This is a genomic window from Paenibacillus sp. cl130 (genome assembly GCF_900116035.1).
In the GTDB taxonomy this organism is placed as follows: Bacteria; Bacillota; Bacilli; order Paenibacillales; family Paenibacillaceae; genus Paenibacillus; species Paenibacillus polymyxa_B.
On sequence record NZ_FOYG01000005.1, the window covers coordinates 155,091 to 170,681 of the forward strand.

Below are 15,591 nucleotides of genomic sequence, written 5' to 3' on the forward strand. Positions count from 1 at the left end.
TGATTAGGAGTAATAGCTTGTTGCGTGGAATCTTATGGGGTTAATACATACTTCAATAGTATAGCAAGAATGATTGTAAAACACAAGTCATTTTTGGCTTTTTGATTATAGACTGGAAAAAATGTTGGCTAAAATGCTCTTCCCTCGAGAGTTTCTTAGTTAAGAATAAGATGATTTCCCATCTATAAATTGCAGTTTAAAAGCCATCCTCGTATTTATGTAAAATGCTCGAGCAAGAAGGTAAACTTTTGATGGTTGGACTCCGATATTGAATACACAAGATATTTTAGAGTGTACGGATGAAAAGAGGGGTAGCAATTTGCCGACCTATAAGCGCTTTATTCAGCATGTTATCCTGAACTATATTATAGGTTCGTTTATCGCTGTATTGTTGGTAGGTATGATTTTTGTATTTTCCACGTTAAATGTAGCCCACTATGAAATTCTGGGTCTTGTTAAAATTATTGCATTTTCCAGCGTCATTATGATTGCTTGTGAAACCATAGTGTTTCGAATGCATTTGAGACCGGTTCATCGCTTTTTTTACGGCAATCAGGAAACACTCAAGGATGTAGAAGCGGTGTATATCCGGGTTCATCATCTGCCTAATTTGTCAGTTTTACGTATTGTTGGACCGCATTTGTTGGGTTTCTCTATCCCGGCAGCCGTCATTGCCTTATGGATGATACATACTGGACAACTTACCTTTCCCTTGTATTATGTAGGAATCGCCTGTATAGGAGCTTGTCTGGTTGCTTCGATGCACGCACTGGTTGAATTTTTCCTGACAATGAGAGCAATCAAGCCGCTGCTGGAGGAAATCCGTGATCGAACCTATCAGCAATTTGGATTAAACCTGTCCCTGCGAGGACGAGTCCTACTATCGCTTCGGCATAAATTTCAGTTAAGCGCGACGCTCATTGGTGCTTTTCCTCTGTTTTTATTTTGTTTAGCTACACAGATTCGCCTGGAACGTTTGGAGGCGACGGATTCGAGTTCCTATTGGGCATGGGCGGGTACGATTTTAATTTTTGGTGTAGCCTTTGCTTATCTCGGAGGAAGGTTGTTGACCCGTGAGATCGAACAGCCGATCCACCACCTGCTGGAAAAAATGAATGCAGTGAGGGAAGGCCGCCTGAACAGTAATGCCAGCGACTTGTACTCCGACGAATTTGCCGAGCTGGTTGAAGGCTTTAACATGATGATCGAGGGCCTGAAGGAACGGGAAGAAAAGAACGGTCAGCTATTGGACAGTTACTTCGCCACCTTGGCGGCAGCGCTGGATGCGCGAGATGCCTATACCGCAGGACATTCTTTGCGTGTGGCTGAATACTCCGTACTCATTGGGCGCAAGGGCGGTTTGAATGAGACAGACCTCGACTTGCTGCGCAAAACAGCTTTGCTGCATGATATCGGTAAAATCGGCGTGGCTGACGCTGTTCTGCTCAAGGACGGCAAGCTGACGGACGAGGAGTTTGATCAGATTAAAATGCACCCGGTTATGGGAGAGAGCATTCTCCGGCAAGTTGAACCAGCTTATGCTATGGCCCCTTATTTGCCCGGCGTGCGATCGCACCATGAACGTTATGATGGCAAGGGATACCCTGACCAGCTCGCTGGGGAAGATATCCCCTTATTTGGGCGAATCATTGCTGTAGCGGATGCTTATGATGCGATGACGTCTGATCGTCCCTATCGGCAAGGTATGAAGGAAGAGAAGGCGGTTATGATATTGGAAGAGGGAAAGGGAACCCAATGGGACCCTTATTTTGCCGAATTATTTGTCAAAGAGTGGCGCCGGAACAAAGGCATCACAAGCTGACTCTGTATATATCAGCACAACAGGGCGAGCCATTGAGGTTCGCTTTTTTATATAGGAATGTAAGCATCTTTTATGTCGAAAGATGGGGCTTCATGTTATGATGTACAAGAAAGGCAAACACGGTTAACATAGGCCTGGCATCCAATTTTTTGCGCTATGGGAGTGTGAGTCCATGCAATTTTCAATGATGTTTTTAATGAATTTAGGGATGCTGATTGCCGTTGCCTATGTGGCGAACGTGATTTATAAATATGGTTTGAGTCGTACCTCTTCGCGGTTCAAATATGTCAGCTCGGTGCTGCTAGTGATATTTGGCGGATGGGTCAGCTCTTGTTTTGGTTTTAACTTTAGTGAAACGGTTATTTTTGATTTGCGTTTTGTACCGCTGATTATCGCGGCATTGGTGTATCCCCGCTCCTATACGCTTATTATTATTGGGGTCGCAATCGGACTAACGAGATTTACCTTCGGTCTGCATATGGCGGCGTGGGTCGGCTTTTTGAATATGAGCATTCTGGGCGTCCTGTGCGCCGGATTGAACTACTGGATGCGCCGTTCCACCTGGCGTTTGATTATTAAGGCATCGGTGACCATTTTAGCGGTTAATATCGTAAATACGTTAAATATTGCCTGTCTGGGCGTCATTCCCTGGCGCTATTATGTAGCGGAGGTTGTCCCTCTTACACTGCCAATCGGCATCGTCCTCAGTTTCTTATTTGCTCTGATTTTAAGGGACTTTCAGATGGAACAACAGCGGAATCATCAGATTAAGCAGGCGAATGAGTTGTTATCAGAGCAGCGAGATGAGTTGCAGAAGGCAAAGGTCATTCTAGAGGAACGTGCCAAGCAACTGATGATGGCTTCCCAATATAAATCGGATTTTATGGCAACGATGTCGCATGAGTTACGTACACCTCTTAACAGCATCATTAATCTGGCGCAGATTATCAACGAGCAGGGAAAAGAACTGGATGAGGACGAGTTATACCAATACAGCGATCTCATCTATGCCTCGGGGCATGATTTGCTCCAAATGATTAACGACATTTTGGACTTGTCCAAGGTCGAGGCTGGGCACATGGAAATCGTAAGTGAGCCAGTCAATGTGCGTGAGATTGCGCAGGTGATGATGATGCATTTTGAAGTCACTGCGAAGGATAAAAACCTGGAATTCAGCTTAAAGGAGCATGAGCCTATACCGAATGAAATTCGGTCCGATTCTAAACGTGTACAGCAAATTTTGCGTAATTTATTGTCCAATGCCTTTAAGTTCACTCATGAAGGACGTGTATTGCTAGAAATGAGTACACAGCATCTGGATCGAAAGGGACAGGAGGGAGATTGGGTTGTATTTGCTGTAAAAGATACGGGCATCGGTATTTCCAAGCTTCAGCAACACGTTATTTTTGAGGCATTCCAGCAGGCGAACGGTTCCATTAATCGTAAATATGGAGGAACCGGGTTGGGATTGTCCATCAGCCGTGATTTTTCCCGCTTGTTGGGCGGGTTTATCCGTTTAGAAAGTGAGGAGGGTAAGGGAAGTACGTTTTCCTTGTACCTACCCATGTGTCCGTCCGTAAGCAAGGAGGCGGACGAACAACCCTTTAAATTAACCTAATCGCTATTGTAGGAGCAGGAGCGTTATGGCACAAAGGAGGTCTATCATGGAACGTAAAGCGGTCGTTGTGGGTGCAACAGGGCTCGTCGGGGGTTATGTTGTACGAGAGCTGCTGGTGCAAAAGGAATACAACCGCGTCATGGTTATGGGCAGACGTCCGTTGGACATCAAGCATCCCAAGCTGGAGCAGGCGCTCATCGATTGGGAACAGCCACAGAAAGCGGCGTTCGCCTTCGAAGGGGTGGATGATGTTTTTTGCTGCCTTGGGACAACAATGAAAAAAGCTGGCACCAAGGAGCAGTTTCGTCAGGTGGATCTGGACTATCCGGTGCTGGCTGCCCAGTTGGGCAAAGAGGCTGGTGCTGTACAGATGCTAGCTATCTCAGCGATGGGGGCCGATCCAGATTCACGCGTGTTTTATAACCGCACCAAGGGTGAGGCTGAAGAGGCGCTTGCCGCTATCGGGCTGCCTGCGCTGCATTTGTTCCGTCCGTCGCTGATTTTGGGCGCGAGACCTGAACGACGTTTGGGCGAAGCCGCTGCAGCTGTTGTCATGAAAGCGCTGGACGGTCTGATGACGGGCAAGCTCGCTTCCTACCGCGCTATCCCGGCCTCGGTCATCGCACGAGCCATGGTACGAATTGCTCTTGCGCAGGCGAGCGGCGTACATATTTATCCGAACGACATCATTCGGGTCATTGGTGCAGAGCTAACATCCGAAGATGAGGAACCTGTTACAGGAACGGCTCCTGATGAGAACGTGTAAAACCACGGCAGGATTAAAATGACAATAACGCCGCTGCTGCCCAATGATTCGGACAACAGCGGCGTTATTTGTGTTTTATTGGTGGTTTGTTTTTTGCGGCACATCTATCGTAATCTCTAATTCATCAATGTAATGGCGTGTCCAGTTGCCATTAGCATCGAGTAGGGCACTGCCTCTTGGTTGTGTTGGCAATATATAAGGCTTGAAAATGATCTTCTGGGGAGTATCTACAAAAGGAGTAAACAGGGTGATCATTTTGCTGTCACGTTCTTTGGTAAGGGGAACTCCAGAGCCGCTCAGGAGCTGGAGTTCTCTTCCCTGCTCGTCGAATATAGCATACTCAAGCATATCCAATTCCTTTTTGGTGTACTGGATCGTGTGGCCGTTTTTGATGTACTTGTATTCTCGCTCCACGGTATAATCATCCGGCATATGTGCAATATCGGTCAGCATTTTGAACGACGTTGTGATCTTGGTCGTGATGGGTGTAATTTCTACCTTTTCTGCCGTAAATGCAAGATACGGATTAGACTTGCTCATTTGCAGCTGAAGTATCTTGTTATTTATTTTAGTTTTGTGAACCGTGGTTTGTATGCGAAACGGCTCGGCTATACCTTTTAACTTTGCATATACCTCTAGCTCAAACTGATCCGATAAGGCGGGTTTACCACTGGCAGGGTCACGCATATACGCAATCAGCATAGAATTACTGTCTTTGCCTGGGCGGCCATACATGAAATTAAAGGCGCCATTATTGCTATTGACCGATGTCCCATTGATGAACAGGTCCACTTTCTCCAGAATGTCCTCCTCGGGCTGTCCTTGCGTTTGGATGGCCGGATATAGGGTTTGATGTTGTGAATCTCCGCCGCTCTTTTCCAACGCCACGACCAAGCGTGTCCCGTCAAATATGATTTGTGGTACCTTTAATGTAATACCGCTATGGGTAACACTGAGATTCGAGGAAGTTGCGAACCCTTTCTGATCAGCGGTTTGCAGCCCGAGATCCCCAGCAAGCTTGAACACGCTGTCTACAAGGGGAACCTGTTTCAGTGATTCTGCCATTGTAGGCGAAACAAAGGCGCTACCAATGATCATAATGCCAATGGCAGCCGCAGAAGCAGCGACAATTGCGGTTCCCCGAAGAAATCTTTTGACTGGTCCATGTAAGGAAGAGGAAGGAGACTTGGATAACGGCTCCACATCCGATTCCATTTGTGTGTAAAATACATCTAAGCGTTCTCTTACCAAATCGGGAATCATTACCGTGTCTGCTTCCAAGTTTTCTTTTTCTGATTGTAATTTCTGGTCCAGCTCTTTATTCTGTTTCTCAAACTCTGAAGGGCTCATTGAAAGGTCACCTTCCTTTCTCCGCGATTTTGTAGCAGGTCCATTAATGTTCTGCGAGCACGGTGTAATCGTGTTTTGACGGCCCCCTCTGATACATCCAGTACCTCTGATATTTCTCTGATCGGCATATCCCGCAAATAGTGCAGGGAAATCACAGTTCGCATGGACTCCTCCAAGTGGTCGATGGCCTCGCGCAGTTCGATTTTTTCATATCCGCCCGAAATGGAGGGTTCCTTTATAAATTCCGCCACGGGTACGATCCGTTTTTGCTTGCGGATAATGAGATGGCACTCATTAATGAGGATGCGAAGCAGCCATGTTTTAAAATAGCGAGGTTCACGCAGCTCACCCAGAGACTGGTATGCCTTGAGCATCGCCTCTTGCATCGCGTCCGCGCAATCTTCATTGCTGCGAAGAATGGAACGCGCCATGCCATACATATCGGATTCCATATGTTTCATCAAGGCGACGAATGCCTTGCGGTCCCCCTGCCTTGCTTGGTGTAAGTTTGTTTCGAGATTCAAAGGATGGTGCTCCTTTCCCGTCTATACTGGCTATGATCATTGTACCTGTATCTGGATTTGTGGAATTTATTTTGTAGCAGGTTATAGGAGTTAGATGATACATAGGCGCTAAAGGTTACAGCGGATATAAAAAATATAGCACCGTCGCAAGGGATGGCTTAAAAGAAGCCCAGTGCGTTAATCCGTCGCACGGAATAGTGGCTTTGGACTTCACATGCTATAATACGGTGAACCAGTATCAGGAAGGAGAATCCAACCCATATGAAAAAAACAATTGCTACTGAAAAAGCACCCGGTGCTATCGGCCCTTATAGCCAAGCGGTAGAGGCAGGCGGGTTTATTTACACCTCGGGACAGCTTGGACTGAATCCGGCAACAGGTGAGTTCGGTAAGGATGTACAGGAGCAGGCACGCCTGTCCTTGAGCAACGTACAAGCCATTCTGGAAGCGGCAGGCAGCAACATGAACCAGGTTGTGAAAGCGACTGTATTCCTGAAGGACATGAACGATTTTGTCAGCGTCAATGAGGTGTACAGTTCTTTCTTTGAACAACCCTATCCAGCACGCAGTGCGGTGGAGGTAGCTCGTCTGCCTAAGGATGCACTGGTGGAGATTGAAGTCATTGCATTGAAGGGCGAATAGTCTGAAAGGTCCGTTCATAAAATAAAAAGTTTGTATGGCAACCGGGTGTCCCTATTAAATAGAGGCACCCGGTTGCTCAAATTTAATGTGTTTTGTTTTTTTTGAATACAGAGTGGAGGTGGAGATGATTAAAAAAATAATTTTCACTGGTGGAGGCTCTTCAGGACATGTAGCAGTAAACCTAGCTTTGATTCCTCACTTACTGGAACAACATTGGAGTGTCCAATACATAGGCTCTGAACAAGGGATTGAAAGAAAATTGATTTCTGGACTGGAAGATGTGCGTTATTTTAGTATCTCAACTGGGAAATTGCGCAGATATTTTGATTGGAATAATTTTAAGGACCCTTTTAAAGTGCTGAAGGGGATTTCTCAAGCGTACCGGATTATAAGAAAAGAAAAACCGGATATTATTTTTTCAAAAGGCGGGTTTGTTTCGGTTCCTGTGGTATTGGCTGGGTGGTTGAATAAAGTCCCTGTAATCATTCATGAATCAGATATTACCCCTGGATTAGCTAATAAGATTTCCAGCATATTTGCTACAGAAATTTGTACTACCTTTCCTGAAACCACTCAGTACTTTCGCTCTAAGCATACCCGGTATGTAGGTGCTATTGTGAGAGATGAACTAAAAGATGGGGAGGCAGCCAAAGGTTTGACCTATTGCGGATTTACTCGAAATAAGCCGATCATTCTGATCATGGGTGGGAGTTTAGGTTCCAAGAAGATCAATGAGATGGTCTGGATGAATTTAGAGGCTTTGCTCGTTCATTTTCAAATCGTCCATATTTGTGGTAAAGACCAAGTGAATCATTCCATTCATATGCATGGCTACAAGCAGTTTGAATACATAAACGATGAACTGGCGGATGTTATGGCGATGGCAGATATGGTTGTTTCTAGGGCGGGTTCAAATTCCATTTTTGAATTCTTAACGCTGCGGAAGCCTATGCTATTGATCCCTCTTTCAAAGGCAGTCAGCCGGGGAGATCAAATTCTAAATGCCAAATCATTTAAAGCGCAAGGCTTTTGTGAGTTTTTAGAAGAAGAAGAGTTGGAATCTGAACGATTTGTTGACATGATTCTTGGTTTGTATGAAAAAAGGTCGGATTATATTATCAATATGAAGAAAATGAATGCAGATCACTCGACAAGCAAGCTTATAGATTTGATTAAAGTCTATACCTAATCACATGGTTAAAATGAATAAACAAAGCAAGCGAGCTTGGGCTAGATGATTCAGACCCAAGCTCGCTTGTTCTGGCTAGGAGATCATATTCGTTTTCTTTAATCCCGTTCTCGATTACGGGCAAAGAATAGCCATAGCGCGTACACCAGAATGATTGCCGCCAAGATCAATGAAGCCAGCCGTACATTTTCATTGTTCGGATGCTCGACGGCGATGGCGACATAGGCCCATACAAATACGAGAGGATAAATGCTGTCGCGATAAGGGAAGCTGACCATGATGGCCAATACGGTGCCGATGAGCAGGATAATGATCGCCCATGTCGTATCGCTGAGTCCCCAGCCACTCCATTCATTCTTTTCCAGTGCCACTGCAATATTGATAATAGTAGCAACAGATACCCAACCGAGGTTCAGGCTGAACGGTAGCTTGACGAACCACATTTCTCCGCGGGTTGGCTGCGGCGTGCGGGTACGTACATACACGACGCTCAAGGAAAGCAAGTATAGAATAATGACGATGACGCACAGCTCTACGTATACATACTGCCAGAGGAAAATCCAGATGATATTGAAGAGACAGCTTAGAATAAAAAAAATACCGATGGACTGAACGCTTGTCTTGGCTTGCCCTGTAGGTGTAGCTTGGTACACGACAAAGCAGGCGAGCAGTACGTAGATGACCGACCAGATGGAAAAAGCGTAACCCGCTGGGGTGATCAAGGTTGGGTACATGTTGGATACAGCAGCAGTGCTTCTGCCACCGATAGGAAGTGTAGAAGCCAGAACGTTAACGAGAACGACAGCGATAAATGCAATAATATTCCACCATTTATACGGATGGCTTCGTGACATAGGGATATCTCCTCCACAACGAATGATGATCCAAAAATGACCGACTGGTCACAAGCTTCTATTATGAATATACCCACTTTGCTTTCGAATATGTCCTAACCGGAAAAAGTTTCTTGATCCCGGTAAAATCATAAAAAGTTGTATGTATATGCAGTCATATGTAGTACAATGGTGAAAATTTTAAGCACTATATAAGCTGAATTTCCTCAAATTCAAATTATATAGAAGTAAGGAGATAAGTGGAATGAATGGCTTGGAGAAAGTAGGGAAATTTGTAGGAGGAACCTTTTCCATCTGGGTACTTTTATTTGCATGCTTGGGATTTTTCTTTCCTGCGGCGTTTACAGGGTTGAAAGGATACATACAGTTATTTTTGGGCATTGTCATGTTCGGGATGGGGCTGACTTTATCTGCGGCTGACTTTCGTGAAGTATTTCGGCGTCCAGTGGATGTGGCTATTGGTGTGGTCGGGCATTATCTGATTATGCCATTTCTGGCCTTTGGATTGGCATTAGTATTGCAGCTGCCACCGGATATTGCGGTAGGTGTCATTTTGGTAGGCTGTTGCCCGAGTGGAACCGCGTCCAACGTAATGACGCTCTTATCCAAAGGCGATGTGGCGTTGGGCGTGTCGATTGCTTCAGTATCGACGCTGATTGCTCCACTAGCTACCCCGGCCATGATTAACCTGCTTGCTGGACGTTGGATGAATATTGATGCGAAGTCGCTGATCATGGATATTCTCATCGTGGTTATTGTCCCCATTGTGTTGGGTGTTATCGTCAAATCGCTATTTCGCAAACAGGCAGAAGCCAGTGTCCAGGCGCTGCCGCTCATATCAACACTGGTGATTATGCTCATCGTGGCTATTGTGATTGCAGGCAGCAAAGGCAAGATTTTGGAGACAGGTCCGATTATTTTTGGTGTGGTTATTTTGCATAACGGTATCGGGTTCCTGCTCGGATATTGGTTTGCCAAGCTATTCGGTATGAATCTTTCCAAGCGTAAAGCTGTTACTCTGGAAACGGGAATGCAGAATTCCGGACTGGGCGCTGCGCTGGCAGCAGCTCATTTTAATCCGATTGCTGCTGTACCGAGTGCGATTTTTAGCGTGTGGCATAATATTTCCGGCTCGTTGCTCGCGACCTGGTTTTCCCGCCGGGAGGAGAAGAACAGCACATCCGGCAACCATTAAGCTTTGTCAGTGGCTTGTGACAAGTGGCTGCGGTTCAGCTTTTTCGAACAGTTTGGGGAAGGTCAGAAAGGATAGATTTGACTTTATAGTTGCGGATCATTATACTGTGGTTGTTACAACCACTGTATTTAAGTAAGCAACAGTAGTTTGAGTTCGTTATGGAAGGAAAACTGCATCCAATTCATATTCGGCTTCATGCTTAACAGCCTTATATTATCTGATCTGATTTAAACTGAAGGAGAGAGAACGAATGAACCCAAAATATAATTCTCTATTTGAAGCTTTTACCCTGCCATCCGGTGTTACGTTGAAGAACCGTATTACCATGGCACCTATGACTAACTTTGCTTCCCACGAAAATGGTGAAGTCAGTGACGAGGAACTGGCATACTACCGTGAACGCTCCGGTGGTGTGGGCGCGGTTATTACCGCTTGTGTGTATGTAACTCCAGATGGCAAAGGATTTGTTAATGAGTTCGGTGCGGACAAGGATGAAATGATTCCTAGCCTGCGCCGTCTGGCAGATACGATTCATCAGGAGGGCGCGAAAGCGATCCTGCAAATTTATCATGGTGGCCGCCTGTGTCCACCGGATCAAATTCCAGATGGACAGCCGATCAGTGCAAGCGCAGTAGCCGAGGAAAAAGAAGGCGCGCCTGTGCCGCGTGAAATGACATCCGACGATATCCACCGCGTCATTCGTGCCTATGGCGAAGCGACTCGCCGCGCGATTGAAGCAGGCTATGATGGTGTGGAGCTTCACGGAGCGAACGGTTACCTGGTGCAGCAGTTCTTCTCCCCGCATTCCAACATTCGTACTGATGAATGGGGAGGAAGCCTTGAGAAACGCTTGGCCTTTCCGCTGGCGATTGTTCACGAAGTGAAGAAAGTGATCGCAGAGCATGCGAAGCGTCCATTCATATTCGGCTACCGCTTGTCTCCTGAGGAAGGACACACGCCAGGCATTACGCTGGATGATACGATGGTGCTTGTAGACCGTCTGGCGGATCAAGGGTTGGATTACCTGCACATTTCCGTAAATCATTTCTTTGGTGGTTCGTTCCGTGACCGTAGTGACGAACGGTCACGTACCGTTCTCATCCATGAGAAGGTAGGTAACCGTGTGCCGATTATGGGAGTCGGGTCGCTGAATACACCGGACGAGGCGCTTGCAGCACTGGAGACAGGTGTACCGCTTGTATCGCTGGGACGTCCGCTTTTGATGGAGCCGCAATGGGTTCAGAAGGTGCAAAACGGCACAGAAGATACCATTCGCACGACATTATCCAAACAAGCTCAGCAGGAGCTAGTCATTCCTGACTATTTGTGGAATGTATTGACGACCCTTCCAGGCTGGATGCCTGTTACGGACTAAATTTTGAATGATGGAGATACCCTAGGCTGCTCTCATGCACCTGGGGTATTTTCCTGTCTCATGACCATGAACACAATATTATAGGAATAACGGAGAAAGAAGGAAACTGACAATGTTGCATGAAGCTAATGGCGTAATTTTGATTAAGTCTACCCATCCGGGGCTACAGATTCGACTGTTACAAGTAAATGATGCAGAACGTTTATTAGAGATCAGACGTGAAAATTTTGATTTCTTCAAACCGTTCGAACCAGAACGACCTGAAATTTACTTTACGCTGGAAGAACAGGCGCGTCTGATTTCCAACGGTTTGGAAGCGGCACAAGCCGGACAGGGATATACGTTTGGACTTTTTTTGCTGGAAAATAATAAGCTGATTGGCAGAATGGAGCTGTCGGGTATCGCTAGAGGCCCCTTTCAAAATGCCAATCTGGGCTACTTTGTAGATCCTGCATACCACGGACAAGGCTATGCGACTTCCGCAGTGAAGGATATTGTACGCTACGCCTTGAACGAGTTGGAATTACACCGTATTCAAGCTGGAGTGATGCCAAGAAATACGCCTTCCAATCGAGTGATGGAAAAGGCAGGATTTCGCCGCGAAGGGCTGGCTCTCAACTATTTGAAGATTAATGGTGTGTGGGAAGATCACGTGCTGTATGCGGTAACGGCTGAGGATTTGCAGAATGGCGTCTTCTGAATTCGCCAGGCGTGACCCCCTCCAGTTTTTTGAACACCTTGCCAAAATATTTTTCATCCTGATACCCGACCATACCGGCAATATGATGAAGGCGCAGCTTGTCATTTAGCAGCAATAGCTTTGCCTTGCTCATCCTGATCTGACACAAATAGTCTGACAGATTAACCCCGTACTCCTGCTTGAATTTACGAGAAATATATTCCCGACTGAGATAAAAGCGGCTCGCCATATCCTGTAGAGAAATGTCCTCGTTATAGTGTGCATCCAGATAGCGGGCAATATCACGGATGGTCGGGTTGTTTGGGCTATGGCTTGGTGTAAGCGCCTGACCGGCTGCCAGCAGTCGGTTTTCAACCTGTCTTTGCCATAAGGGCAGGGAAAGCGTGCCACGGTTGTCGACCGGCAATGCATGAATGGAGCCGGACTCATCTGCCAGTTCCTCGCCATCGATATCTCCAGGTCTGTCATTCAGCCAGCGGGCCAGCATCCAGTCCAACTCCTGATTCCAACTGGCTAGCTGCTCTGCTGTCACCGAAGGCAGCTCGGCTACGGCTGCTATCCAATGGCCTACCGCTATCGACACACGATTGGCATTACAGCTGAGCGCACTAAGCCGCAGTTCCTCTTCCATCTCAGGCAACTGGGGAAGACGAATGCTCTGCCGTGTCTGGGAACTCTGGTGCATCCAGTCGGCGGTTTGCAACACATCCCGTTTCCACAACGCTTGCCGTGCCTCTTGGTAGGCAGTGGCTGCCGCTATGGGAAAAGCGCCAAAAGAGCCAAAAGAGCCAACCCCGATGTGCATGTAACACCGCAAAGCCGTTTTGATCCCTGTGTGAATATCCTGCAAGAGCAGCGGCCAACGAGATGGCTCGCCCCAATACAGCAGAATAATTTCGTCCATACGCTCCAGATGACGGAATGCAACTCCGGTTTGAGAAGTTCCGAGAAATTCGTTACAGATGTTAATGAGGGAAAAGCTCAAAAGCGCACGGCGCGTTTTATATTTGTCCAGTATATCGGCATCCAGCTGAGTGGTACTCATCACAGCTGCATTACATATCTGAATAGCTGCAGGAAGACGTAGCTCCTCACGTAAGGGCGTAATGGATAGAGGGGTATTCGCTATACCGGAAACGATTTCAGTCAGGAGCTTATCAGCATAGTGCGGCCTCATCCGATTGACCTCCATGGCCTGCATCGTCTGCCTATTCCGGTCTTGCTCCGCCGTCCGCCAGGCTTGAGTGGCTTTATTTAGAGCCTCGTTAATCTCCACTGGATCCACGGGCTTAAGAATATAGTCCATGCCTCCCCGGCGGATGACCTGTCGAACCAAGTCAAAATCATCATAGCCACTGACCACCACGACTCGGGTTGCTGGGGAATTGACTTGAATCCACTCCATCAGTGCTACTCCATCCTTGCCGGGCATCCGCATATCCGTGAGTACAACAGGTGGGGAAAGGGCGGTAATGACCTCAATCGCCTGATCGCCCGACTCAGCCTCAATCACCTCGCTCACACCGCAAGCTTCCCAATGTACGAGCATCCGTATGGCATGGCGTACATGCTTCTCATCATCTACAATCAGGACTTTCATTGACAGATCACTCTCCCTTAATATGAATTTCCATAGGGACTTCAGTACGAATTTCGAGTGTATAACGGACGCCATGAGGCAGAATGTTGTCTACGCACAGGGTGTTAGAACCATCCTCCGAGTGAAGCTGAATACGCAATAGAACATTACGAAGGCCAATGGAGTCCTGCTCGCTAGTGTCCGGCTCCTCGTAGGCTTTCAGCGGACGTTTTAACATATGCTGGAGCTGCTCCAAATCGGCCTGTGGAATGGAAATTCCGTTATTTTCCACTGTTATTTTCACAATGCCTTCCTGGATTCGGCTGCCTGTAATGCGAATTTCACCGGGCCCCAGCCGGGGATCGGCACCGTGTTTAAAGTAGTTTTCCACCAACGGTTGGAGAATCATTTTTGGCACCCGATCATTTAGCACCTCATCTTCCCACTGGTAAGTGACCTCTAATTGCTCACCGAAGCGTTCCTTTTGTAAATCAAGATATTGTTTTACATGTTCGGCTTCTTCCTTGAGTGTAACTACCGTATGGTCCCGCATGTTATAACGCAGCATTTTGGCAAGGGAAGAGAGCAGAGAATAAATTCGCGGCACCTCATGCTGTAGGGCCAGGGTTCCAATAGACTGTAGCGTATTATATAAAAAGTGAGGATTAATCTGTGCTTGAAGCGCTTTCAATTGATGTGTCTTGTTAGCCAGCTCCAGCTTGTATTCCCGCAAAATGAGGTTATTGATAGTATCCATCATCTGTCTGAAACGGCGCGACAGTACTCCGATCTCATCGTTACTCATGGCCCGAATGTCTACATCCAGTTGACCGGATTGAATCTGGTTTATGTAGCGAGTCAGTCGCTTAATAGGTTCCGTGATTTTTATCGAAATCCATAACGTGGCAACAATGACAAGTAGCAACGCTGCGCCTGTAATGACCGCATTAATCTGAGTCAGGCGGGTAGCCCGTAAATACAGCGTACGATGTGGAATTTTCTTGACGAGCGTCCAGCCTGACAGATTGGCATCCAGCTTGCCGTACACGTGCAGTGCTGTATCATCCTCAATCACTCCGTGCTCGCCTTCTTTAAAAATTCGATTGAGCAGGCCAGATTCCTTCCAGTGTGTTCCAATCGATGCTTCTTTTCCGCTATATACGATCGTTCCGTTCCGATCGATCAAAAACAGCTCCTCTGTATCCGCATCATACAATTGACGGCAAATACTGCGCAGCGGCTCCAGATCAACATCTATAGCCAGTACCCCAAGCGTCTCTGAGGCAGGAATGTTCCGAATCGCCCGGTGAAGTGTAAATACCTGCCGCTCTGTGCTGTGCTCCGCATAGGAGACCGCCGAAAAGCCGTACAAATGCTTCATGTGCGAAGGCTGTATGAATAGTCCAGAAGGGCCGTAATGAATAGAACCGGTAAAGGGCTCCAGTCGGAATTCCCGTAGCGGGACTGTACTGGTAATCAATGTGGATTGCCCCGCGTCAAAAGAATGCAAATACACTTGGTCAATGCCTGACGAAGCATTCATCATCGTTTGCAGCGTGGTGTAAATTTCAGCGACGGCCCGGTAATCATCCGGGATTTTGGCCAGATTACGCAGAAAATGAGGGTCATTATAGACTCCGATGGACGCGCGATTCAGTCCCTGTAAATAGTTATCCAGATTCGTAATTCCCTGAAAAATAAGCCGTTCATTTTCTTGTGTGGCCTGCTCCCGCAAGGATTGCTTGGTGAGAACAAAGGTCATAGTCATCGACAGCAGCAGCGGCAGAGTGACCGCAATGAGCAAAAACCAGATCAGGCGGGAACGAATACTGTGAAATTTCATGCAGTGAGCTCCTTTCACAATTCAAGGCGAGCCAGAGGTCAATATTTTCCCCCCTAATGGTTCACGATCCTACGTGTTCTCCAGAGCGCTTATTCGACATAATGAACATGTGAATCGCATATCCGTACGGACCA

The 15,591-nt window shown here is 47.0% G+C and carries 13 protein-coding genes; 8 read left to right on the plus strand and 5 right to left on the minus strand.

Annotation, left to right across the window (positions count from 1 at the left end):
- The first annotated feature begins 319 nt into the window (after positions 1-319).
- The 3 genes from BM358_RS15395 to BM358_RS15405 all read left to right on the plus strand — a co-directional run bounded on the left by BM358_RS15395 (position 320) and on the right by BM358_RS15405 (position 4,206).
- The gene (locus BM358_RS15395; RefSeq protein ID WP_028541155.1) at positions 320-1,822 is read left to right on the plus strand and encodes an HD-GYP domain-containing protein; all 1,503 of its coding nucleotides are present in this window, start codon (positions 320-322) and stop codon (positions 1,820-1,822) included.
- 172 nt (positions 1,823-1,994) lie between these two features.
- The gene (locus BM358_RS15400; protein WP_028541154.1) at positions 1,995-3,440 is read left to right on the plus strand and encodes an ATP-binding protein; all 1,446 of its coding nucleotides are present in this window, start codon (positions 1,995-1,997) and stop codon (positions 3,438-3,440) included.
- A gap of 46 nt (positions 3,441-3,486) precedes the next feature.
- On the plus strand, positions 3,487-4,206 hold the full coding sequence (locus tag BM358_RS15405; protein WP_028541153.1) for an NAD(P)H-binding protein: 720 nt from the start codon (positions 3,487-3,489) through the stop codon (positions 4,204-4,206).
- Between the two features lie 75 nt (positions 4,207-4,281).
- On the opposite strand, the gene BM358_RS15410 is transcribed toward BM358_RS15405, so the two are convergent.
- A complete protein-coding gene (locus tag BM358_RS15410) occupies positions 4,282-5,556 on the minus strand; it encodes a DUF4179 domain-containing protein (protein ID WP_028541152.1) in 1,275 nt (424 codons plus the stop codon).
- Positions 5,553-6,080: a sigma-70 family RNA polymerase sigma factor gene (locus tag BM358_RS15415; protein ID WP_028541151.1), complete on the minus strand. Its 528-nt coding sequence runs from the start codon at positions 6,078-6,080 to the stop codon at positions 5,553-5,555. The genes BM358_RS15410 and BM358_RS15415 overlap by 4 nt, the downstream gene beginning before the upstream one ends.
- Positions 6,081-6,341: 261 nt before the next feature.
- Between BM358_RS15415 and BM358_RS15420 the strand changes: the two genes are divergently transcribed.
- Both BM358_RS15420 and BM358_RS15425 read left to right on the plus strand, forming a co-directional pair.
- Positions 6,342-6,722 carry a RidA family protein gene (locus tag BM358_RS15420; protein ID WP_013308546.1) on the plus strand — a complete coding sequence of 127 codons (381 nt, stop codon included), beginning with the start codon at positions 6,342-6,344 and terminating at the stop codon, positions 6,720-6,722.
- A gap of 124 nt (positions 6,723-6,846) precedes the next feature.
- On the plus strand, positions 6,847-7,911 hold the full coding sequence (locus BM358_RS15425; protein WP_023986783.1) for an undecaprenyldiphospho-muramoylpentapeptide beta-N-acetylglucosaminyltransferase: 1,065 nt from the start codon (positions 6,847-6,849) through the stop codon (positions 7,909-7,911).
- A 98-nt stretch (positions 7,912-8,009) separates the two neighbouring features.
- Here the strand turns inward: BM358_RS15425 and BM358_RS15430 are convergent, their stop codons facing one another.
- Positions 8,010-8,765, minus strand: a complete 756-nt coding sequence (locus tag BM358_RS15430; protein ID WP_028541150.1) for a tryptophan-rich sensory protein — start codon at positions 8,763-8,765, stop codon at positions 8,010-8,012.
- A gap of 244 nt (positions 8,766-9,009) precedes the next feature.
- Here BM358_RS15430 and BM358_RS15435 point away from each other — a divergent pair, with 244 nt between their 5' ends.
- The 3 genes from BM358_RS15435 to BM358_RS15445 all read left to right on the plus strand — a co-directional run bounded on the left by BM358_RS15435 (position 9,010) and on the right by BM358_RS15445 (position 12,035).
- Positions 9,010-9,960, plus strand: coding sequence for a bile acid:sodium symporter family protein (locus tag BM358_RS15435; protein WP_023986785.1), 951 nt, complete (start codon positions 9,010-9,012; stop codon positions 9,958-9,960).
- Positions 9,961-10,210: 250 nt separating this feature from the next.
- On the plus strand, positions 10,211-11,335 hold the full coding sequence (locus tag BM358_RS15440; RefSeq protein ID WP_023986786.1) for an NADH-dependent flavin oxidoreductase: 1,125 nt from the start codon (positions 10,211-10,213) through the stop codon (positions 11,333-11,335).
- A 112-nt stretch (positions 11,336-11,447) separates the two neighbouring features.
- Positions 11,448-12,035 (plus strand): GNAT family N-acetyltransferase, encoded by a 588-nt coding sequence (locus BM358_RS15445; RefSeq protein ID WP_028541149.1) that lies wholly within the window; start codon positions 11,448-11,450, stop codon positions 12,033-12,035.
- On the opposite strand, the gene BM358_RS15450 is transcribed toward BM358_RS15445, so the two are convergent.
- Together BM358_RS15450 and BM358_RS15455 are read right to left on the minus strand one after the other, a co-directional pair.
- On the minus strand, positions 11,965-13,635 hold the full coding sequence (locus tag BM358_RS15450; RefSeq protein WP_028541148.1) for a response regulator transcription factor: 1,671 nt from the start codon (positions 13,633-13,635) through the stop codon (positions 11,965-11,967). The genes BM358_RS15445 and BM358_RS15450 overlap by 71 nt on opposite strands.
- Positions 13,636-13,642: 7 nt before the next feature.
- The gene (locus BM358_RS15455) at positions 13,643-15,457 is read right to left on the minus strand and encodes a sensor histidine kinase (protein WP_028541147.1); all 1,815 of its coding nucleotides are present in this window, start codon (positions 15,455-15,457) and stop codon (positions 13,643-13,645) included.
- Positions 15,458-15,591 lie beyond the last annotated feature (134 nt).

Bases quoted from the DNA above. Each gene is read 5' to 3' on its own strand.
- BM358_RS15435 (WP_023986785.1), top strand. From the start codon at position 9,010: ATGAATGGCTTGGAGAAAGTAGGGAAATTTGTAGGAGGAACCTTTTCC.
- BM358_RS15405 (WP_028541153.1), top strand. From the start codon at position 3,487: ATGGAACGTAAAGCGGTCGTTGTGGGTGCAACAGGGCTCGTCGGGGGT.
- BM358_RS15430 (WP_028541150.1), bottom strand. From the start codon at position 8,765: ATGTCACGAAGCCATCCGTATAAATGGTGGAATATTATTGCATTTATC.
- BM358_RS15425 (WP_023986783.1), top strand. From the start codon at position 6,847: ATGATTAAAAAAATAATTTTCACTGGTGGAGGCTCTTCAGGACATGTA.
- BM358_RS15445 (WP_028541149.1), top strand. From the start codon at position 11,448: ATGTTGCATGAAGCTAATGGCGTAATTTTGATTAAGTCTACCCATCCG.
- BM358_RS15455 (WP_028541147.1), bottom strand. From the start codon at position 15,457: ATGAAATTTCACAGTATTCGTTCCCGCCTGATCTGGTTTTTGCTCATT.
- BM358_RS15440 (WP_023986786.1), top strand. From the start codon at position 10,211: ATGAACCCAAAATATAATTCTCTATTTGAAGCTTTTACCCTGCCATCC.
- BM358_RS15450 (WP_028541148.1), bottom strand. From the start codon at position 13,635: ATGAAAGTCCTGATTGTAGATGATGAGAAGCATGTACGCCATGCCATA.
- BM358_RS15420 (WP_013308546.1), top strand. From the start codon at position 6,342: ATGAAAAAAACAATTGCTACTGAAAAAGCACCCGGTGCTATCGGCCCT.
- BM358_RS15400 (WP_028541154.1), top strand. From the start codon at position 1,995: ATGCAATTTTCAATGATGTTTTTAATGAATTTAGGGATGCTGATTGCC.
- BM358_RS15410 (WP_028541152.1), bottom strand. From the start codon at position 5,556: ATGAGCCCTTCAGAGTTTGAGAAACAGAATAAAGAGCTGGACCAGAAA.